The sequence below is a fragment of the Methylobacterium sp. Leaf106 genome (assembly GCF_001422895.1).
GTDB lineage: Bacteria > Pseudomonadota > Alphaproteobacteria > Rhizobiales > Beijerinckiaceae > Methylobacterium > Methylobacterium bullatum.
Window position 1 is genome coordinate 105,121 of sequence record NZ_LMNB01000035.1, and the last position, 19,222, is coordinate 124,342.

Consider the following 19,222-nt stretch of genomic DNA (forward strand, 5'->3'; position numbering starts at 1 on the left):
GGGCGCGCCGCTCGGGTTCAAGCTTGTGCACAGGAAGGAATGGTGGAAATCCGCTTTCCTGTTCACCGCTTCTCCCGAGCGCTTTGAAACGCGAGTCCGCCACGGTTTATAGTGAGTGAAGCACTGATTCGCTTCGCCCCCGGACCCGACCTTCGACCCTTAAACTTCTTGCCGAACAAGCTCTGCCTTGCCTATGCGGGGATTCAGCTTGGGAACGGCGACTCGTGAGCGGGATCGATTGTCGTTCACCATTATCGGCGCCCCTCCCGGGACGCCAACCTGGACCGCTATGACCCAACTCCACATCGAAGGCCTCGACCGGAACGAGCACCCCCTCGACATCGTCGAGCGGCTCGCCTCCCTTCGTGACTGGATCTTCGACCGGGCCGAGACCGACGAGATGTCGGTGGCCGTGGCCGGCCGCTGGTCCGACTACCATGTCGCCTTCACCTGGATCGAGGACGTGGAGGCCCTGCACGTGGCCAGCGCCTTCGATCTGAAGGTTCCGGCGCATCGCCGCACCGAGATCCTCACCCTCATTTCCCTCGTCAACGAGCAGCTCTGGGTCGGCCATTTCGACCTGTGGTCCACCGACAGCGTGGTGATGTTCCGGCACTCGCTGCTGCTCACGGACGGCGCTGCGCCGACCCAGAGCCAGTGCGCGATGATGCTGAAATCCGCTGTCGATGCCTGCGAGCGCTACTATCAGGCGTTCCAGTTCGTGCTCTGGGCGGGCAAGTCCGCCCGCGAATCCCTGGATGCGGTCCTGTTCGAGACCGAAGGCGAGGCGTGAGCGTTCCGTCTTCCTCGGCCTTGCCCGCGTCCCTCACCCTGGTGGGGGCGGGCAAGATGGGCGGCGCGATGCTGGCGGGCTGGCTCGCAGGGGGGCTCGATGCCGCCAGAACCTGCGTCGTCGATCCGCAGGCCTCGCCCGAGATGGTGCGGCTCTGCGAGAGCCACGGCATAGCCCTGAACCCGAGCGACGTGCCGGCCAACGATGCGCTGATCCTCGCGATCAAGCCGCAGGGGCTGGAGGGCGCCGCCGGCCTCCTCGACGGGTTGATCGCACCCCACACGCTCGTCGTCTCGATCCTGGCGGGCAAGACCATCGCCGACCTGAGCCGCCGCCTGCCCTCCGCCCGCGCCATCGTCCGGGCGATGCCGAACCTTCCGGCGAGCATCGGGCGGGGCGTCACCGGAGCGGTGGCGAGTGCCGAGGTTTCCCCCGGTCAGCGTGACCAGGCCGATGCGCTGCTGAAGGGCGTCGGCGCGGTGGAATGGCTCGACGACGAGGCGCTCATCGACGCTCTCACGGCTTTGTCCGGTTCCGGCCCGGCCTACGTCTTCCTCCTGGCCGAGGCCATGGCGGAGGCGGGCGTGGCCGCCGGCTTGCCCGCCGACATGGCCGCCCGGCTCGCCCGTGCCACGGTGGCGGGGGCAGGGGCGCTTCTGTCCGCCAGTCCCTACGAGGCGGGGCAGTTGCGGCGCGACGTGACCTCGCCCGGCGGCACCACGGCGGCGGCGCTGGCCGTGCTCATGCGCGAAGGCGGCGTGCCGGACCTGATGCGCGAAGCGGTCGCCGCGGCGGCGGTGCGGGCCGGCGAGCTCTCCGGCTGAGCCGCCCCTAACCGATCCGCCTGCGCAACCTACATGGTAGGGAACAGACACGAGGATCGAACGACCATGGCAAACACCACAGGTGCGAAGCCCGAGGGCGGTGACGAGACCGCTGGGACCGACATCGCCGTCGCCGCGCCGCGGCAATCCCCGCGCGAGGCCGCCGTCGAGGCCCTGATGCGGCTCGCCGCCGTGCAGCCCTGGAACGACATCGAGATCGGCGACATCGCCCGTGAGGCCGGCCTGTCGCTGGCCGAGTTCCGAGAGCTGTTCCCCTCCAAGGGGGCCGTGCTCGGCGGCCTGTCGCGGATCATCGACCGCAAGGTGTTGGAGGGCGATTCCTCCGACCTCGCCGAGGAGCCCACCCGCGAGCGTCTGTTCGACGTGCTCATGCGCCGGCTCGATGCGATGACCCCGTACAAGGACGCCCTGCGCCGGATTTCCTATGCGTTGCGCGGCGATCCGCTGTCCCTCGTGGCCCTGAACGGCGTGGCGCTGAACTCCCACCGCTTCATGCTGGCGGCCGCCGGCATCGATACCGAGGGGCCGCTCGGCCGGATCAAGCTCCAGGGCGTGGTCATCGCCTTCGCCCGCACGGTGGAGGTCTGGCTCGACGACGACGATCCGGCCCTCGCCCGCACCATGGCCCGGCTCGACAAGGAGATCCGCAACGGCGAGCGCTTCATGGAGCGCGCCGAAGACGCCCGCCGCCTCACCGCGCCGTTCCGCGCCCTGGGCCGCTCGCTCCTCGATCGCGGCGCCCGCCAGCGCCGGGGCACGCGTCCCGAGGACGAGGTCGACCAGCAGACGGTGTGACAGAACACTTTCCCTCTCCCGCAGAGGGGAGAGGGTGGATTGGGTCCAAACGAAAAGGGCCGCCCCATCGGGCGGCCCTTTCCATGTCAGGCTAGTCGATCACCCGCCGATGCGGTTGGCCAGGACCGCCGAGTGGCCGTGCTGGTTGGCGATGTAGGGGAGCGCCTGGTTGGCAAACTCGCGGCCCTGGGCGTTGTCGCCGTTGCGCGAGTAGGACTCGTAGAGGCCGAGGGTGCGGGCATCCGAACGGGCCTGCTGCTGCACGAAGGTGCGGTCGAACTCACGGCCGGTGCGGGCATTCTTCAGGCGGTCGATCCGGGCCTGACCGTCAGGGCCGATGGCGACGCGGCGGCCGGGCTCGCCGGGGGTGTTGTCGATGATACCGACGCCGCCGAGAACGCCGCCGACGATCCGCGAGGCAATGGTGGCCGAGATCGTCACCGGGGCGAGGACGACGCCGACCGGATTGTCGAAGCGGGTCTCGAAGGGCTGGCTGTCGGAGACGACGGTGCCGCCGGCGGTCAGCGAGGTGCCCTCGGGTAGCAGCGCCTTGGTGGTGGCCTCACGCTCGACCAGCACGTTCTTGGCGTAGTTGCGGACGTTCGGGTTGCGCGAGCGCTCCAGGGCGATGCGGCTCGACTCGATGCTCACGGCATCCGAGCGCAGCGCGGCGGCGCGGAACGAGGAGGTGTCGCGGGCCTCGGGAGCGTTGGCGTCGAACTGGGGAGCGACGCGGATGCCGAGGGGCTCCTGCGCGAGGGCCGGGGTCGTGATCGCCGCGACGGTGAAGCCGAGGGCGGCGAGAAGCTTGCTGTTGATCATGGCGGAGGTTGTCCTCACACGCCTTTACGGCGTTTGGTTGAACGAACGTTTCGTCCGGCATGAACGTTTCGTTAACGTGGCGGTTCCTGCTTGGAGGGCATGGCTGTGGTGCGATGCGGCATGCTTCACCTATTTGTGACATGGCGCTCGTTCGCCCTCCTACCCCATCACCTCATCCTGAGGCACCTCGAAGCGGCCTGGAAGAAGGGCTCCAGAATCCACCGCACGAACTGGAGGGCTCCGCCTTGGGATAAGGTGAGAGAGCAGCACGACGCTCAATGCGCCTCCTCCCAGTTCCCTGCCGCCTGCGCCTCCACCACCAGCGGCACGCGTAGGGTCAGCGCCGGGGAGGGCGCTTCGACCATCACCCGGCGGATGACCGGCAGGGCCTTCTCCACCTCGTCCTCGGGGGCCTCGAACACCAGTTCGTCGTGCACCTGCAGCAGCATGGTCACGTTGAGCCTTTCCGCCCGCAAAGCTGCCTCCATCTGGGTCATGGCCCGGCGGATGATGTCGGCGGCCGAGCCCTGGATCGGGGCGTTGATGGCTTGGCGCTCCACGCTAGCCCGCTCGTTCGGGTTGTTGGAGCGGATCTGCGGATAGTGGCAGACGCGGCCGAACAGGGTGGTGACGTAGCCGAGATCCCGGCAGAGCTTCTTGGTGTCGTCGATATAGGCGCGGATGCCGGGGAAGCGCTCGAAATACTGCTTGATGAAGGCGGAGGCCTCCTCGCGGCCGATGCCGAGGCGGTCGGCCAACCCAAAAGCCGAGATGCCGTAGATGATGCCGAAATTGATGGTCTTGGCGCGCCGGCGCAGGTCCGAGGTCATGTCCTTCAAGGGCACGCCGAACATGGCGCTGGCGGTGGCCGCGTGGATGTCCACGCCGTCCTCGAAAGCTTGGCGCAGCTGCGGGATGTCGGCGATGTGAGCCAGGATGCGCAGCTCGATCTGGCTGTAATCGGCCGAGATGAGCTTCCTGCCTTCCGGCGCCACGAAGGCACGGCGGATGCGCCGGCCCTCCTCGGTGCGGATCGGGATGTTCTGCAGGTTCGGCTCGGAGGAGGAGAGCCGGCCGGTGGTAGTGGCGGCGAGCGAGAACGAGGTGTGGACCCGGTCGGTCTCCCGGTCGGCGTGCTGCTGCAACGAATCCGTGTAGGTGGATTTCAGCTTGGCGAGCTGACGCCATTCCAAAATCTTCTTCGGCAGTTCGTGGCCGGCCTGGGCCAGTTCCTCCAGCAGGGTGGCGGGCGTGGCCCACTGGCCGGACGGCGTCTTCTTGGCGCCGGGCAGGCCCATCTTGCCGAACAGGATGTCGCCAATCTGTTTTGGCGAGGAGACCTGGAACGTCTCCTGGGCATCGTCTTGAATTTCCTGCTCTAATCGCAAAAGAATTTGCGAGAAATCGCCGGAGAGCCGGCTCAGCATGTTGCGGTCGACGCGGATACCCGCCGCTTCCATCCGGGCGATGACCGGGATGAGGGGGCGCTCCAGGGTCTCGTAGACCGTCACCCGGCGCTCGGCGACGAGGCGCGGCTTCATCATCCGCCACAGGCGCAGCGTCACGTCCGCATCCTCGGCGGCGTAGGCGGTGGCCTTGTCGAGCGGCACTTTGTCGAAGGTGATCTTGCCCTTGCCGGTGCCGGCCACGTCCGAGAAGCTGATTGGCTGGTGGCCGAGATGGCGGCGGGCGAGTTCGTCCATGCCGTGCCCGCCCTTGCCGGCATCGAGCACGTAGGAGATCAGCATCGTGTCGTCGAAGGGGGCGATCTCGATGGCGACGCTCTGGCGTCGGAACACCAGCCAGTCGTACTTGATGTTCTGGCCGACCTTCAGGACGCCCGGATCCTCGAGGAGCGGCCTCAAGGCCGTCAGGGCGGCATCGATCGGGATCTGGCCCGTGACCGGGCTGAACTGCCCCGTGGCCGCCTTGGCATCGCCGAACAGGTCGCTCGCCTCGGACGCCGCCACCGGCTCCAGATGGGCGAGGGGGATGTAGGCCGCCCGCCCCGGCGCCACCGCCAGGGAGACGCCGACGAGGGCGGCGTTGTTGGCGTCGAGCGAGTCGGTCTCGGTATCCACCGCCACCACCCCGGCCTCGCGCGCCTCGGCGATCCAGGCCTCCAATTGAGCGAGGCTGGTGATCGTCTCGTAACCCGTGGTGTCGATGGGGTTCGTCCCCTCCGCCGCACGGGTGGCGACGAGGGAGGAGGGCGTCGCCTCGGCAGGGCCGCGCGGCTTCGGCCCGCCCTCCGGCAGGTTCAGATTGGCGAAGGGGTCGACCTCCCCGCCTTGTGCCGCGGCCTCGAACGGGGGGGCGTCGGCTCCGTCCGACCCCGGCAGCAGGGCCGGGTCGGGCTTCACCGTCTCCGGGTCCACATGCAGCATCGAGGCGATGCGGCGGGTGAGGGTGTTGAATTCCATCGCCTTGAGGAAGCCGACGAGTTTTTGCGGGTCGGGCGCCGGCAGGCGCAGGTCGTCGAGGGAAACAGGGAGCGGCACGTCTTCGACGAGCGCCACCAGCCGGCGCGAGAGCTTCGCCTGGTCGATACTGGCCAGAAGCGTCTCGCGGCGCTTGGGCTGCTTGATCTCGCCCGCCCGTTCCAGCAGCGCGTCGAGGCTGCCGTATTCCTTGATGAGCGCGGCGGCCGTCTTGAGGCCGATGCCGGGGACGCCGGGCACGTTGTCGGACGTGTCGCCGATGAGTGCCAGGGCATCGCCGATCTGGTTCGGCTGCAGGCCTTCCCACTTGGCGATGATGGCGTCGAGGTCGAGGTTGCGCTCGGGCCGGTGGCCGGGCTTGCCCTTCACGCCGGATTCGAAATCGTAGAACCGCACCAGCGGCCCGACGAGCTGCATCAGGTCCTTGTCGGAGGACACGATGATGACGCCGGCGCCCCGCGCTTCGGCCTGGCGCGAATAGGTGGCGATGAGGTCGTCGGCCTCGTAGCGCTCCAACTCGATGGGTTGGAGGCCGAAGGCGCGCACCGCCTCGCGCATCAGCGGCATCTGGCGCTTGAGGTCGTCGGGCGCGTCGGGGCGGTGGCCCTTGTAGTCGGGGAAGAGCTCTTTGCGGAACGACCCCTCCGACTTGTCGAACACGATGGCCAGATGCGTCGGCTTGATCCCCGCCGCCCCGTCCTGAACGAACTGGGCGATCTTGGTGCAGAACAGCCGGACCGCCCCCGTGGGCAGGCCGTCCGAGGGGCGGGTGTTGTACTTCTGGTCCTGGTTGATCGACTGGAAATAGGCCCGGAAAATGAAGGACGACCCGTCCACCAGGATGATTTGATCGCCGGGGCCGACGGGGGCGGAGGGAGAAGTCGGCGTGCTGGTCATTGCGCAATCGTGTGGGAGAAAGGGAAGGTGGTCGCCGGACCCGTCATCACCCGCCGGGCGATTGCGTCAGCTCGGCCCTGCAGACGATCAGGAGGTCCGGAAGGTCCTCCTGGACGGTCCGCCAGATCATGCCGGGCGATACGATATCGTATTCGTGGCGATAAACATTGCCTGCGTTGGCGATCTGCCGCCAAGCGATGTGCGGATGCCGTTCTCGCGTCCCCGCACCGACGCGGCGGCTTGCCTCGGAGACGATCTCCAGACAGCGCGTGACGGCATAAAGATTACGCCGGTCGGTCGAAAACTCATCGAGGCGTAATCCGACGACGAAATCCTGTGCCGCCTCGATGTTCTCCACGATCCCGAGAAGCGCGCGTCGGCCGCGCTCAGAAAGCATGGATGGCGTCGCGTTCCGCCGCAGGGCGAACATGCGGCTTGAGCATGTCCTTGTTGGACACGTCGACGGAGATCGGGAAAAGCTCGCCGATGAAGTCGATCACGCCGACATAATCGTAAACGCTGCGGATCGTCGTCTCGTCGATTTCGATCATCACATCGATATCGCTTCCGGCATGGCTCTCGCCGCGCGCGACAGAGCCGAATAGAGCGGCGTGACGAACGCCGCGCCGCTGCAACTCGCCTTCATGTGCACGAAGGATATCGATGGCCGTCCTAGAATCCATGCGGCGACGATAGCGCAAGACCGGGCTTTGCTGAAGAGGCTGCGAGCGGTCGCGCGAGAGAACGAGTGCAAGTGTCGCGTTCCGGAACAGCCGATTCCGGGTCCGCGTTCCCGATGCATCCCTCCTAGCCCCGGATAGTGTCCCACATGATTCAGATCCGCCGCCCGGCGCATCTCGCCCTGACCCTCGCCCTCTCCGCCGCCCCGCTCCCGGTCTTTGCCCAGGCGCTCCAGAACCCCGGCACCGCGACGATCGAAGCCCATGTGGTCAAGGCCGCGCCACTCGAGGCGACACCGGAGCGGATCGCCGCCCTAAAGCTCCCCGCAGGGTTCAGAATCGAGGCCTTCGCCCGCGATCTCGGCGCGCCGCGTGTCATCGTCGTGTCCCCCGACGGGGCGCTCTACGTCAGCGACCGCGATGCCGGCACGGTCACCCGGATCGATGCGGCAGACGCGTCAAAGCGGCAGGTCGTCCTGAAGAAGCCGGACGTGCACGGCCTCGCCATCCATGACGGCACCCTGTTCTACGTGACGGTGAAGGAGATCTTTTCTGCGCCGATGAAGGCCGATGGCAGTCTCGGCCCCGAGACGAGGCTCGTCTCCGACTTGCCCGATGCCGGCCAGCACCCGAACCGCACCATCGGCTTCGGGCCGGACGGCTGGCTCTATGCCAGCCTCGGTTCCACCTGCAACGAATGCGAGGAGCGCAACCCCGAGAACGCCACCATGGTGCGGATGAAGCCGGACGGGTCGGGCCGGGAAATCGTCGCCTCGGGACTTCGCAACACCATCGGTTTTGCCTGGGAGCCCGGGACGAAGGCCCTCTACGGCTGGGACGACGGCGTCGACTGGCTCGGCGACGACGCAACACCGGAGGAGCTGAACCGGATCGAGCCGGGCAAGAAATACGGCTGGCCCTACATCTTCGGCGCCGGCATCAAGAACCTCTATCGCGAGGTCCCCAAAAGCTCCCTGGAGCAGTGGGACAAGGACAGCGAACGGCCGGTGCTCACCTGGACGGCGCACGCCTCCTCGATGCAGTTCGCCTTCTACGACGGCGCGCAGTTCCCGGCCGAATACAAGGGCGACGCCTTCGTCACCATGCACGGCTCTTGGAACCGCAAGCCGCCGAGCGGCTACGAGGTTCTGCGCGTGCATTTCGAGAAGGGGCGTCCGACGTCGATCACCCCGTTCGTGTCGGGCTTCCTCACCGAGGGCGGCCCGAGCGGCTGGTCGCGCTTCGCCCGGCCGTTCGGTCTGGCGGTAGCCAAGGATGGAAGCCTTTTCCTTGGCGACGACCAGCACGGGATCGTCTACCGGATCAGCTACAAGGGCTGATCCGGGCGAGGAGACACGGTGGGCGCCGCTCAGCGCGCGGCGCCCACCGTGTCGGCCATGCGGGCGTCGCGGGTGCCGAGCGGCTGTTCCCGTCCCACTGTGGTGTCGATCTCGGTCTGGTGCTCCATCTCGGCGTTGATCTCGGCGCCGAGCAGCACGATCGTGGTCGAGATCCAGATCCAGGTCATGAAGCCGACGACGGCACCGAGGGAGCCATAGGTCTCGTTGTACTTGCCGAAATTGGAGACGTACCAGGAGAAGCCCAGCGAGCCTACGAGCCAGAGCACGCCGGCGATGGCGCTGCCCCAGGTGACCCAGCGCCAGCGCGGCGCATCCCGGCTCGGACCGTAGCGGTAGAGCAGGGCGAGACCGGCGAGCACGGCGAGCAACAGCACCGGCCAGCGCAGGAGCGAGATGTACCAGGCCTCCGCGCTAAGGCCGACGACGTTGATCACCGCCGGCACCACGACAATGCCCACCAGCGCCAGGACGATGAAGAGCAGGGCACCCCCGGTGAAGGCGAGGGAGCGCAGGTTGAGCCAGAAGAAATTCCGGGTCTCGCGCTCCTCGTAGACGATGTTGAGGGCCTGGAAGACCGCCTTCATCCCGCCATTGGCGCTCCAGATCGACAAGGCCAGACCGGTGAAGAACGTCAGGCCTAGGGTGGTGTCACCCTTCTCCGCAATGCGCTTCACCTGTTCGCCGACGATGTCGAGAGCACCGGACGGGATGACGCCCTGGAGGTTCTGGAGGTGGTCGTTGATGGTCGCGACATCCGCCACCAGCCCGTAGCAGGCGACCAGGGCCGCAATGGCCGGGAAGATCGCTAGCAGAACGTAGAAGGTCACACCGGCGGCCACGGAGACGAGGTTGTTCTCGCCGACATCGTGGAAGACCCGCAGGCCGATATCCTTCCAGCCCTTGGCCGGGATTTCCGAGGGCTTGGATGCCTGCCGCCCCCGTTCGGTCTCGGTCCTGGCGACGTGCTTGGCGTCCCTCCCCTCATGGGAGGGGGAGGGCTCGCTCGTGCGCGGGGCGGATGGAGACGGGTCCGACAATGACCCGGACGAGGATGGCCGTGTGCCCTTCCTCGGCAGGACGACGAGACCGACGAGCGCGGTCACGAGCCCCAGCGTCCATAGGGTGGAGCCCGCTTGTGCAGAGCCCGCCGCTCCCGCCGGTTCGTGATGTGGTTCGGCCATCGGCGGTTCGTCCTGTGGAGCGGAAAGTGAATACAATTCGCTTCGACAACCTTCCGGCAGGCGGAGGGTTTCATGCAGCGCCCCCGACGGTCCGTCAGGGCATAGAACGGTCTTGCAGTGTACAGAGAAGACCGCGGGGGAACCGCCGGGGCGCCGTTCGGCACGGTGCGTGCTCCCAGGCACGGACTGTCAACCCGTCTGCGGTTACGAGCCGCCATTCGGCGCTTGCCCTCGGCCGCCGTTGCCCTCACCGTTTTCGCGAAATTTCCCAAACGAGGACACAACCGCCCCGTGCCGCACGCGACAGAGCTGATTGCCATCATCGCCCTCGGTCTCGTGTTGGCCTTCGCCTGCGGGATGCTGGCCCAACGCCTGCGGCTGCCTCCCCTGGTCGGTTATCTCCTCGCCGGCGTGCTCGTGGGGCCGTACACGCCCGGCTTCGTCGGCAACAGCCAGCTCGCGAGCCAGCTCGCCGAGATCGGCGTGATCCTGCTGATGTTCGGGGTTGGCCTGCACTTCTCGATCAAGGACCTGATGGCGGTGCGCACCATCGCCCTGCCGGGGGCCATCGTGCAGATCGTGGCCGCCACCGCCATGGGCGGCCTGCTGGCGCATCTCTGGGGCTGGGGCATCGGTGCCGGCCTCGTCTTCGGCCTCGCCTTGTCGGTGGCGAGCACGGTGGTGCTGCTGCGGGCTCTGGAGGAGCGCCGGCTCCTCGACAGCGACAAGGGCCGCATCGCGGTGGGGTGGCTCATCGTCGAGGATCTCGCCATGGTCCTCGCCCTGGTCCTGCTCCCCGCCCTGGCGCCGTCCCTTGGGGGAACCGGCGACGGCGCGGCCCACCATGTAGGGGACGGCAACATCTGGCTCACCCTGGCGCTGACGCTGGCCAAGGTCGCGGTGTTCGCCCTGGTGATGCTGGTGGGCGGGCGCCGCGTGGTGCCCTGGCTCCTCGATCAGGCGGCCCGCACCGGCTCGCGTGAGCTCTTCACCCTGGCGGTCCTCGCCTTGGCGCTGGGCATCGCCTTCGGATCGGCCGAGCTCTTCGGGGTCTCCTTCGCGCTGGGCGCCTTCTTCGCCGGCATGGTGCTGGCCGAATCCGACCTGAGCCATCAGGCGGCCGCCGATTCCCTGCCGCTGCAGGATGCCTTCGCGGTTCTGTTCTTCGTCTCCGTGGGCATGCTGTTCGACCCCGGCATCCTCCTGCGCGAACCGCTCTCGGTCCTCGCCGTCCTCGGCATCATCCTCCTCGGCAAATCGCTTGCCGCCGTGGCCATCGTGCTGGCCTTCAAGCATCCCATCGGCACGGCCCTCACCATCGCGGCAAGTCTGGCGCAGATCGGCGAGTTCTCGTTCATCCTCGTCAGCCTCGGGCTCTCGCTGAAGCTGCTCCCCACCGAGGGGCGCGATCTCATCCTCGGCGGCGCCATCCTCTCCATCACCCTCAACCCGCTGTTCTTCGTGCTGGCCGACCGGGCGACGCGCCTCTTCGCCGAGCGGCCGGATCTCGCCGCACGGTTCGAGCGGCGAGGTGCTGCGGCGATGGCCGTCACCGAGGAGGCCAAACCCCATCGCGGCCACGCCATCGTCATCGGCTACGGCCGTGTCGGCAGCACCATCGCCAACGCCTTCGCCACCTGGGACATGCCCTACCTCGTGATCGACCGCGACCGCCGCCGCGTCCTCGACCTGCGCAAGGACGGCGTCGAGGCGGTGTTCGGGGACGCCACCGCGCCCGGCATCCTCGAAGCCGCCGATATCGGACAGGCGAAGCTCATCGTGATCGCGTCGCCCGAACCGCATACGGCGCGGCGCCTCGTCGAACTCGCCCGCGAGGCCAATCCCGGCATCGACACGCTGGTGCGCACCCACAACGATGGCGAGCGCCACTATTTCGAGGAGCAGCGCGTCGGCCTCGTCCTCATGGCCGAGCGCGAACTCGCCTACGGGATGACGCTCTACGCCCTGCGCAGCCTCGGGCTGAAGGAGGGCGAAGCGCGCATCTTCGTCGACAGCACCCGCGTGGAAAGCCGCTCGGCCCCCGTGGAGGCCGAAATCGACCAGGGCGCGCCGGAACTGCGCCCGCACAAAACGGACGTGGTGGAGGGGAAGGGGTAGGCGCGCGGCTCCTCCCGTCGGCTCTGCGACGGGAGCGCGCCGGCGGCGACATCCCGACCGGTGAACCGACCTCGAGGGGCGCGCTCATCCGCGGCTCAGCCCGGCGCGGACAAGGCGCTTTTCGGCAGCAGCATGTGGACGCCCTTGTTGCCGTCGACCGTCTGCGTGATGCGCAGATTGCCGGCCAACGAGCACAGCATGTAGGCCTGATTGCGGGTCAGTCCGCTGCGTGCGCAGACGTGACGGACCATCTCGCGCACCGCCTGGCGCATGGCCTCGTCGAGGCTCTCATGCAGGCCGATCGTCATGAGATCGGTGGGCGTCTCGGCGAAGGGCCACCCATAGCCGAGATCCTTGCGCACGGTGAGCCGGAAGGTGCCCGAAAGCCCCGTCTCGAGGGCGGTGATGCAGACCTCGCCGTCGCCCTGCACGCCGTGGCCGTCACCGGCATAGAATCCGGCGCCGGAGTTGAAGACGGGCAGATAGAGCGACGTGCCGACCTTGAGCTCCTTGTTGTCCATGTTTCCGCCGAAGGCGCGGGGGACCGGAGAGCCGACCCTCCCCCAGGCAGCGGGAGGCGCCGTGCCCATGATCCCGAAGAACGGATCGAGGGGCAGCTCGGCGCCCCAGGGCAGGATCGCGACGCCGCGGGCGACGTCGATGTCGGGATGGATCGTCTCGTAGTCGGTGAACTCGTCCGGCAGGGTGCCGAGCAGAGGCAGGATCGCCACGAAGCCCCAATCCATGCGGAATTTCAGGTCGAGGATGTCGACCTGGAGCACGTCGCCGGGTTCGGCCCCGCGGACATGGACCGGTCCGGTCACGAAATGCGGTCCGGGGCCGGAGGCCAGCGTGTCGAGGGCCGCGAGATAATCGGCCGGCACCCTGGCCGGATCGGGATGGAGCGATTCCTTGCCGCCGGCCGGAAACGAGTGGAGCGTGACGGTATCGCCGGACTCGATCTCCAGGACCGGCGGCAGAGCGGCGTCGAAGTAGCCGAGCACCATCGTGTCGGGTGTCGCGGGAATCTCGTGATGCGTCGGCATGAGGGAGCCTTTCGGAGATCTGATGGTCAGACGGCGATGTGCCGGGCGAGGGCGGCGTGGTCCAAGCTCTCCCGCGTGCCCCGTTCGACCACGCCGCCGCGTGAGAGCACGACGAAGGAATCGGAGAGGCGGACCGCGAATTCGAGATATTGCTCCACGAGGAGCACGGTGATCCGGCCCTTGAGCCCTTCGATCACGGATTCGATTGCGGAGACGATGGAGGGCTGGATGCCCTCCGTCGGCTCGTCGAGGAGGATGAGTCGGGGACGGGTGCTGAGCGCGCGGGCGATGGCGAGTTGCTGCTGCTGTCCGCCCGAGAGGTTGCCGCCAGGCCGGTTCCACAGGCCGCGCAGGGCCGGGAACAGAGCGACGGCCTCGTCCACGGCGTTCGTGCGGTCCAAGTCGTGCGCCCGGGCGGCGACACGCAGGTTCTCTCCCACGGTGAGGTCTGCGAAGATCTCGCGCCCCTGGGGCACGATCGCGAGGCCCGCTCGAGCTCGCCGGTCTGGCGACAGGTCGGTGATATCGGTCTCGCCGAGAATGATGCGTCCGCGGCTTATAGGGATCAGTCCGGCGAGACAGCGCAGTAGCGTGGTCTTGCCAGCGCCGTTACGCCCGAGCAACCCCACGCAGGAGCCGGGCTCGATGCAGAAGTCCACGTTCCGCAGCACTTGCGCACTGCTGTAATGCTGGTCGAGGTCGGTCACGGTCAGGCCCACCGGGGCCGGTGGGAGGGAGTGGGAGACATCGCTCATCGGCCGAGAAACACCTCGATGACTCGCGTATCCGCACGCGCTCCAGCCATCCCACCCTCGAACAGGGTGCGGCCTTCGTGCAGCACGGTGACCCGGTCGGCGATCGCCTCCACGAAGGCCATGTCGTGTTCGATCACCAGGATTGCCCGGTCGGGGCGGCGCAGCGATTGGATCAGGTCGGCAGTCCGCACGGTCTCGGCATCCGACAATCCCGCTACGGGTTCGTCGAGGAGGATCAGCCTCGGCCGGGAGGCGAGCACCATGCCGATTTCGAGCCATTGCTTCTCCCCATGCGCCAGGGAACCCGCAAGCGTGTCGGCGCGCGCCTCCAACGCGGTCTCGGCGAGAGAGGTCGCCACGCGGTCGGATCGCTCGGTGGTCGGGCAGTCGAGGCCGCAGCCGATCTCCAGATTCTCGCTCACGGTGAGGGCGGGAAAGACGCTGGGCTTCTGGAACTTGCGACGCACGCCCACACGGGCAATCTCGGACTCCGAGCGGCGGGTCAAGTCGAGGTCGTCGCCGAGGAGGATGCGGCCCGACGTAGGCTTGGCGATGCCCGTGATGGCATCGAGAAGGGTGGTCTTGCCGGCGCCGTTCGGACCGATCACGGCCCGGACCTCGCCGGCATCGATGGCCAGGGACAGGCCGTCCAGGGCTCGGAACCGCCCGAACACGACGCTCAGGTTCTCGATGACCAGGGCGCTCATCCGAGCCCCCCGCCCCGCCGCAACCAGGTCGGTTTCGGGCGCAGGGTCGCGAGGTCGAGGAGGCCGTTCGGCAGCCCCAGCACCACCACCAGGACGAGCCCCGACAGGATGAAGGGCCAGGCCTCCGGCATCGCGGCGCTCAGCCAGAACTTGAGGGCGTTGACCGCCACGGCGCCGATCACCGCGCCGCCGAGCCGGCCCATCCCGCCGATGGCGACCCAGACCGCAATCTCGATGGAGAGGTCGGGGCTCAGGACCCTCGGATTGATGATGCCGACCTGAGGCACGTAGAGGATGCCGGCCAAGGCCGCGATCGTCGCGGAGAGGCACCAGATTCCGAGCTTGAGCCGCGTCGTGCTGTAGCCGAGGGTGCGCAGGCGGGCCTCGTCGTCGCGGCAGGCCAGCATGCGCCGGCCGATACGGCCGACCACCAGGGCACGCGTGCCCACGAGGATCAGGGCCAGGGCCAGAAGCGTCGCCACGGCCAGACCCGTGACCATGCCGGGCGCGCCGATGGGATGGCCGAACAGGAGGGGGAATCCGGTCATGCCGTTATTCCCGCCGAGACCGGTATCGTTGCGGAACATCAGCAGCATGGCGACATAGACCAGGGCCTGACTGATGATCGAGAAGTAGACGCCGTTCACCCGTGAGCGGAACGAGGCATAGCCGAACAGGAAAGCGATGGCGGCCGACAGGACCAGGGCCACGACAAGGGCATAGGGCGCGCTCGCCAGACCGGACCAGTACAGCGGCAGGGTCTTCCAGCCCATGAACTGCATCAGGTCCGGCGCCATGCCGGTGACGGCATAGGCGTGGGAGAGCAGGTGCATGGCGCAGACATAGCCGCCGATGGCGAAGAACAGGCCGTGCCCCAGGCTGAGGATGCCGAGATAGCCCCAGACCAGATCGAGCGAGACGGCGAGGATCGCGAAGGCCGCGAGCTGCCCGACCATGTTCACGAGATAGGGGGCGGGCTGCAGTAGGACGATGACGAGGGCGGCGGACAGGATGAGGGCAATCACTGCCGCCAAAAGCGGATCGCCGCCAAGGCCGGGGAAAAGGCGACGGGACGCCGTCACGGGCAAGGTCTCCACGGCACCGCTCATCGCCGCCGCCTTACGGCGAACAGCCCCTCGGGCCGGCGCTGGAGGAACAGGATGATGCCCGCGAGCACGATCACCTTGGCGGCGACCGCGCCGTAGAACGGCTCGATCAGCACGTTGGCGCCGCCGATGCCGAGCGCCGCCACGAGGGTGCCGACGACCGTGCCGACGCCGCCGAGCACGACCACCATGAAGCTGTCGACGATGAAGGTCGCGCCCATGCCCGGATTGACGCTGTAGATCGGGCACAGGGCCACCCCGGCAAGCCCGGCCAGTCCCGAGCCGAAGCCGAAGGCGAGGCGGTCGACCCGTCGGGTCCTGATGCCGAGGCAGGCAGCCATGTCGCGATTCTGCGTCACCGCCCGGATGTCGAGGCCGAGCGGCGTGCGCCTGAGGATCAGGAGTGTCAGCACCAGTGTGGCGGCGGCGAAGGCGATGGCGAAGAGTCGGTTCCAGGTGACGATGAAATCGGCATAGAGCGGCACCCCGCCGCTTACGTAGGACGGCATGCCGAACTGGAGGTTCTGCGATCCGAAGACCACGCGGACGAGGTTGATCAGGAACAAGCTGACCGCCCAGGTGGCGAGCAGGCTCATGAGCGGTCGGCGATAGAGGTGGCGCAGGATCAGCGCCTCGATGAGGATTCCCACCAGCGCGGCGGCGAGGAAGGCCACGGGGATCGCCGCGACGAGGTAGAGGTCGAGAAAGCCCGGAGCGAACCGGCGGAACGTCTCTTGGACGCCGTAGGCCGCATAGGCGCCGACCATGATGAACTCGCCCTGGGCGAGGTTGATCACCCCCATCAGCCCGAAGATGATCGCCAGCCCGGCTGCGGCCATGAACAGGATGCTGGCAAAGCTCAGGCCGTTGTAGAGCAGCGCGAGACCGTTGCCGATCCACACCGCCCGTTCGACCCGGGCGATCCCGGCATCCAAGGCCGTGCGGAATACGGGATCGGCGCTATAGGCCGGATCGGTCTTCAGGGCGGAGAGCCGCGAGAAGGCGGCGCCCGACGGCGCGTCGGCTACGGCACTGATCGCCTCAAGGCGACGCGTCGGATCGGACGAGGACAGGGCCGCTCCCTGTGCCGCCACGCCGATCGCCGCTTTCAATCCAAAATCGTGTTCGTTCTCCTGTGCCCGTTCCAGCATTGAAGCCGGCACGCCTGCCATGCGCCGCTCGACGGCGGCCAATCCCCTCGACCGAAGCTCCACCGTCTCGCCCGCAATCAGCGTCGCGATGCCGAGGGCGGTCTCGGTGAGGGCGCGCTGGCGCAGGCCGAGCACCGGCGAACGTCCGCCGTCAGCGGAACGAACGGCGCCGCTCGCCACCTCGCGCCCGTCCGGTGCCCCGGGCTTCTCGAGCAGGACAGCCGTGTCGCCGAGGCAGACGAGCCGTCTCTCCAGCAAGCCGCGCAAGAGAATGCCCGCAGCAGCAAGATCCTCGACCGCTGCCTCGCCGCTCGACCGGATCAGCGCATCCAGGCCCCTGCTTTGTGCAGCCCCGTCACCGCACAGGCCGGCCGCGAAACCCGTGCGGTCGAGGCCGGGCGTCGCTCCGCTCGCCGGCTGCATCAAGCCGGCAACGAGCAGGAAGGCACCCAATACCCAAAACCTCACGCCCTCAACCATAAGGGCTGAACGGCACGGGCTTGGGGGCATCGGGCGATTGCCAGAGGATGTCGAACCCTTGCTTCTCGTTGACCGAACCGATGAAGACGCCGCGGGAGACGTAGTTGTTCTCCCCCGTCATCGTCAGAGTGTAGCCGGAGGGATCGGCGAAGCTCAGGCCCGCGAAAGCCTTGCGCACCTCGGGCACGTCGAAGCTTCCCGCCTTCGCCGCTGCCAGTGCCCAGAGCTGGACGCTGTCATAGGCAGAAACCATCGGATCGATGACGGTGTCGGCGCTGAAGGGGACGGACTTGGCCTTCACGTAGGCGGCCCAGTCCCCAAGGAACCGGATATTGGCGTCGGCTTTCGCGGCCTGGAGATAGGCCCAGCAATTTAGGTGGCCAACCAGGGGCGCGGTATCCAGCCCCTCGAGATCGGCCTCCACCATGTCGAGGCCGAGGATCGGCACGTCGGTGGCGCGGATGCCCTGGTTGGCGAACTCGCGCAAGAAGTCCGGGATCGAGGAGCCTACCACCGTCAGCACGACGATCGGCTGCCCGCCCGGCTCGGCGGCGAAACTGCGGATCTGATTCACCAGGGTCTGGAAATTGGAGAAGCCCAGCGGCACGTATTCCTCGCGCCAGGCGGTCGCCGCGACGCCCTTCGACGCCCAATAGGCCTTCAGCTGCTTGTTGATCGTGCGCGGCCAGACGTAGTCTGAGCCGATCATGAAGAAGCGCTTGGCCCCGACGCCCTCCGCGCCCATCAGGTAATCCACGGCAGGCAGAACCGAGCTCGCCGGCGGTGAATTTACATAGACGACGTTCTTTGAATTCTCGTCGCCTTCGAAGTGAAGAGGATAGAACAGCAACCCATCATTCTGCTCCACCACCGGCAGAACCGACTTGCGCGAAACCGAGGTCCAGCAGCCGAACAGGGCGGCGACCTTCTCCTGCTGCAGCATCTGCCGGCCGATCTGAGCGTAGAGCGGCCAATCCGAAGCCGGGTCCGAGGTCACCACCTCGATCCGGCGCCCATTGACGCCACCCTTCGCGTTGATCCCGTCCGCGGCCATGCGCACCACGTGGTTCAGACGCCCTTCGATATTGGCCATCGTGCCCGATGAAGAAAACAGGCATCCGAGCTTGACCGTGTCGGCGGCCCAAGCCGGACGGATGATCGCGGGAGCGGCGAGCGCCGCTGCGGTCCCGATGAAATGACGCCTCGTGACATCGACCATGGGCTTTGCACCTTCCCCTGACACGAGGCGAAGTGTCGGATTCTCAATGGTCTGGGGGAAGGTCAAATGGGCTGCACATGCCCACCGGCATGCGCAAAACCTCATCGGACAGCCTAAGGCGCAGGCGCGATGGCGAGCAAAACGTCAAAATTCACAAATAACCCCACGGTCCCCGCCCTTTCATACCGCCTGCTTATGGGTGCGTTTCTTGCGGGTCCTGAAACGCTATCTCGGATCGCGGAGGCCCGCACATGCGTCGAAGCCGACACACCGATCAGGAAGTCGCTTTCCTGCTCAAGGAAGCTGAAAATGGCATTTCCGTCGCCGCGATCTGCGATGCGGCGCACATCTCGGTAGGGACGTTCTACCGCTGGCGTCGGCGCCTCGGTGGTCTTCCACCAGCAGGCGTCGCCCGTCTTGGGCAGGTCGAACGCGAGAACGTCGCGCTGAGGGCCGAGGTGGTTCGCCTGAAGCAATCCCTGCTAGCCCTCTCCCCTCGCTATCCCGACTGCAAAGTGGATCCTGTCCTGACGGGGCACCGTTGCTCCGATATGCCCTCGGCTAACGTCGAAAGTGTCCGCTATCGCGGTGGCGCTGCGTCCGTCGGGCGATACGCTTTCGTGAGAGGTGCCACCTAGCAGGCCGCTGAACAAGTCTGGTCTTGCTCTCTGAATGGATGATGTTGGCTGTTGTGGCGGGGACCGGCGCTTTCGAGGCGGTTCGGTCGGTCACCTTCGGCGGCACCTCCGTTTCCGGAAGTGGGTCCCGGCCCTGGGCCTACCCCTCATCCCGCCGACTGGGCCAGAAGCTTGGGCAGACGTACGA

The 19,222-nt window shown here is 67.3% G+C and carries 17 protein-coding genes; 6 read left to right on the top strand and 11 right to left on the bottom strand.

Annotated elements, in window-relative coordinates; translation table 11 throughout:
- Positions 1-289: 289 nt before the first annotated feature.
- The 3 genes from ASF34_RS20755 to ASF34_RS20765 all read left to right on the top strand — a co-directional run bounded on the left by ASF34_RS20755 (position 290) and on the right by ASF34_RS20765 (position 2,433).
- Positions 290-793: a YbjN domain-containing protein gene (locus ASF34_RS20755; protein ID WP_018045511.1), complete on the top strand. Its 504-nt coding sequence runs from the start codon at positions 290-292 to the stop codon at positions 791-793.
- Entirely contained in the window at positions 790-1,617 is an 828-nt protein-coding gene (gene proC, locus ASF34_RS20760; protein WP_056164179.1) for a pyrroline-5-carboxylate reductase, read from the top strand. Before ASF34_RS20755 ends, proC begins: the two co-directional genes overlap by 4 nt.
- Before the next feature lie 66 nt (positions 1,618-1,683).
- Complete coding sequence (locus ASF34_RS20765) at positions 1,684-2,433, top strand: hypothetical protein (protein WP_056164181.1); 750 nt, start codon at positions 1,684-1,686, stop codon at positions 2,431-2,433.
- 99 nt (positions 2,434-2,532) lie between these two features.
- On the opposite strand, the gene ASF34_RS20770 is transcribed toward ASF34_RS20765, so the two are convergent.
- The 4 genes from ASF34_RS20770 to ASF34_RS20785 form a co-directional block, all read right to left on the bottom strand.
- Entirely contained in the window at positions 2,533-3,255 is a 723-nt protein-coding gene (locus ASF34_RS20770) for a DUF4142 domain-containing protein (protein ID WP_056164184.1), read from the bottom strand.
- Between the two features lie 275 nt (positions 3,256-3,530).
- Positions 3,531-6,593 carry a DNA polymerase I gene (polA, locus tag ASF34_RS20775; RefSeq protein ID WP_056164188.1) on the bottom strand — a complete coding sequence of 1,021 codons (3,063 nt, stop codon included), beginning with the start codon at positions 6,591-6,593 and terminating at the stop codon, positions 3,531-3,533.
- Between the two features lie 46 nt (positions 6,594-6,639).
- Positions 6,640-6,990, bottom strand: a complete 351-nt coding sequence (locus tag ASF34_RS20780; RefSeq protein WP_056164190.1) for a HepT-like ribonuclease domain-containing protein — start codon at positions 6,988-6,990, stop codon at positions 6,640-6,642.
- Positions 6,980-7,294 carry a nucleotidyltransferase family protein gene (locus tag ASF34_RS20785; protein ID WP_238253842.1) on the bottom strand — a complete coding sequence of 105 codons (315 nt, stop codon included), beginning with the start codon at positions 7,292-7,294 and terminating at the stop codon, positions 6,980-6,982. The genes ASF34_RS20780 and ASF34_RS20785 overlap by 11 nt, the downstream gene beginning before the upstream one ends.
- Positions 7,295-7,422: 128 nt before the next feature.
- On the opposite strand from ASF34_RS20785, the gene ASF34_RS20790 reads away from it, so the two are divergent.
- Positions 7,423-8,613, top strand: a complete 1,191-nt coding sequence (locus ASF34_RS20790; protein WP_056164193.1) for a PQQ-dependent sugar dehydrogenase — start codon at positions 7,423-7,425, stop codon at positions 8,611-8,613.
- A gap of 29 nt (positions 8,614-8,642) precedes the next feature.
- Here ASF34_RS20790 and ASF34_RS20795 read toward each other — a convergent pair whose 3' ends face one another.
- On the bottom strand, positions 8,643-9,815 hold the full coding sequence (locus ASF34_RS20795; protein WP_056164196.1) for a YihY/virulence factor BrkB family protein: 1,173 nt from the start codon (positions 9,813-9,815) through the stop codon (positions 8,643-8,645).
- A gap of 291 nt (positions 9,816-10,106) precedes the next feature.
- On the opposite strand from ASF34_RS20795, the gene ybaL reads away from it, so the two are divergent.
- Entirely contained in the window at positions 10,107-11,933 is a 1,827-nt protein-coding gene (gene ybaL, locus ASF34_RS20800) for a YbaL family putative K(+) efflux transporter (protein WP_056164200.1), read from the top strand.
- A gap of 95 nt (positions 11,934-12,028) precedes the next feature.
- On the opposite strand, the gene ASF34_RS20805 is transcribed toward ybaL, so the two are convergent.
- Genes ASF34_RS20805 through ASF34_RS20830 form a run of 6 tightly spaced genes read right to left on the bottom strand, consistent with a single transcriptional unit; the run spans position 12,029 to position 18,397 of the window.
- Positions 12,029-12,979, bottom strand: coding sequence for an acetamidase/formamidase family protein (locus ASF34_RS20805; protein ID WP_056164203.1), 951 nt, complete (start codon positions 12,977-12,979; stop codon positions 12,029-12,031).
- A gap of 26 nt (positions 12,980-13,005) precedes the next feature.
- Positions 13,006-13,734 (bottom strand): ATP-binding cassette domain-containing protein, encoded by a 729-nt coding sequence (locus tag ASF34_RS20810; protein WP_056164206.1) that lies wholly within the window; start codon positions 13,732-13,734, stop codon positions 13,006-13,008.
- Positions 13,731-14,441 carry an ABC transporter ATP-binding protein gene (locus ASF34_RS20815; RefSeq protein ID WP_056164209.1) on the bottom strand — a complete coding sequence of 237 codons (711 nt, stop codon included), beginning with the start codon at positions 14,439-14,441 and terminating at the stop codon, positions 13,731-13,733. The genes ASF34_RS20810 and ASF34_RS20815 overlap by 4 nt, the downstream gene beginning before the upstream one ends.
- Positions 14,438-15,550 carry an urea ABC transporter permease subunit UrtC gene (gene urtC, locus ASF34_RS20820; protein ID WP_056164212.1) on the bottom strand — a complete coding sequence of 371 codons (1,113 nt, stop codon included), beginning with the start codon at positions 15,548-15,550 and terminating at the stop codon, positions 14,438-14,440. The genes ASF34_RS20815 and urtC overlap by 4 nt, the downstream gene beginning before the upstream one ends.
- Positions 15,547-17,151: an urea ABC transporter permease subunit UrtB gene (urtB, locus tag ASF34_RS20825; RefSeq protein ID WP_244479064.1), complete on the bottom strand. Its 1,605-nt coding sequence runs from the start codon at positions 17,149-17,151 to the stop codon at positions 15,547-15,549. Before urtB ends, urtC begins: the two co-directional genes overlap by 4 nt.
- A gap of 19 nt (positions 17,152-17,170) precedes the next feature.
- On the bottom strand, positions 17,171-18,397 hold the full coding sequence (locus tag ASF34_RS20830; RefSeq protein WP_056164217.1) for a transporter substrate-binding protein: 1,227 nt from the start codon (positions 18,395-18,397) through the stop codon (positions 17,171-17,173).
- 251 nt (positions 18,398-18,648) lie between these two features.
- Between ASF34_RS20830 and ASF34_RS23815 the strand changes: the two genes are divergently transcribed.
- Positions 18,649-19,035 (top strand): transposase, encoded by a 387-nt coding sequence (locus ASF34_RS23815; protein WP_081612701.1) that lies wholly within the window; start codon positions 18,649-18,651, stop codon positions 19,033-19,035.
- Positions 19,036-19,222 lie beyond the last annotated feature (187 nt).

Excerpts from the sequence above, each read along its gene's own strand:
- ASF34_RS20815 (WP_056164209.1), bottom strand. The coding sequence starts at position 14,441 with ATGAGCGCCCTGGTCATCGAGAACCTGAGCGTCGTGTTCGGGCGGTTC.
- ASF34_RS20810 (WP_056164206.1), bottom strand. The coding sequence starts at position 13,734 with ATGAGCGATGTCTCCCACTCCCTCCCACCGGCCCCGGTGGGCCTGACC.
- ASF34_RS20755 (WP_018045511.1), top strand. The coding sequence starts at position 290 with ATGACCCAACTCCACATCGAAGGCCTCGACCGGAACGAGCACCCCCTC.
- ASF34_RS23815 (WP_081612701.1), top strand. The coding sequence starts at position 18,649 with ATGCGTCGAAGCCGACACACCGATCAGGAAGTCGCTTTCCTGCTCAAG.
- ASF34_RS20830 (WP_056164217.1), bottom strand. The coding sequence starts at position 18,397 with ATGGTCGATGTCACGAGGCGTCATTTCATCGGGACCGCAGCGGCGCTC.
- ASF34_RS20780 (WP_056164190.1), bottom strand. The coding sequence starts at position 6,990 with ATGCTTTCTGAGCGCGGCCGACGCGCGCTTCTCGGGATCGTGGAGAAC.
- ASF34_RS20795 (WP_056164196.1), bottom strand. The coding sequence starts at position 9,815 with ATGGCCGAACCACATCACGAACCGGCGGGAGCGGCGGGCTCTGCACAA.
- ASF34_RS20805 (WP_056164203.1), bottom strand. The coding sequence starts at position 12,979 with ATGCCGACGCATCACGAGATTCCCGCGACACCCGACACGATGGTGCTC.
- polA (WP_056164188.1), bottom strand. The coding sequence starts at position 6,593 with ATGACCAGCACGCCGACTTCTCCCTCCGCCCCCGTCGGCCCCGGCGAT.
- ASF34_RS20770 (WP_056164184.1), bottom strand. The coding sequence starts at position 3,255 with ATGATCAACAGCAAGCTTCTCGCCGCCCTCGGCTTCACCGTCGCGGCG.
- urtC (WP_056164212.1), bottom strand. The coding sequence starts at position 15,550 with ATGAGCGGTGCCGTGGAGACCTTGCCCGTGACGGCGTCCCGTCGCCTT.
- ASF34_RS20790 (WP_056164193.1), top strand. The coding sequence starts at position 7,423 with ATGATTCAGATCCGCCGCCCGGCGCATCTCGCCCTGACCCTCGCCCTC.
- ASF34_RS20765 (WP_056164181.1), top strand. The coding sequence starts at position 1,684 with ATGGCAAACACCACAGGTGCGAAGCCCGAGGGCGGTGACGAGACCGCT.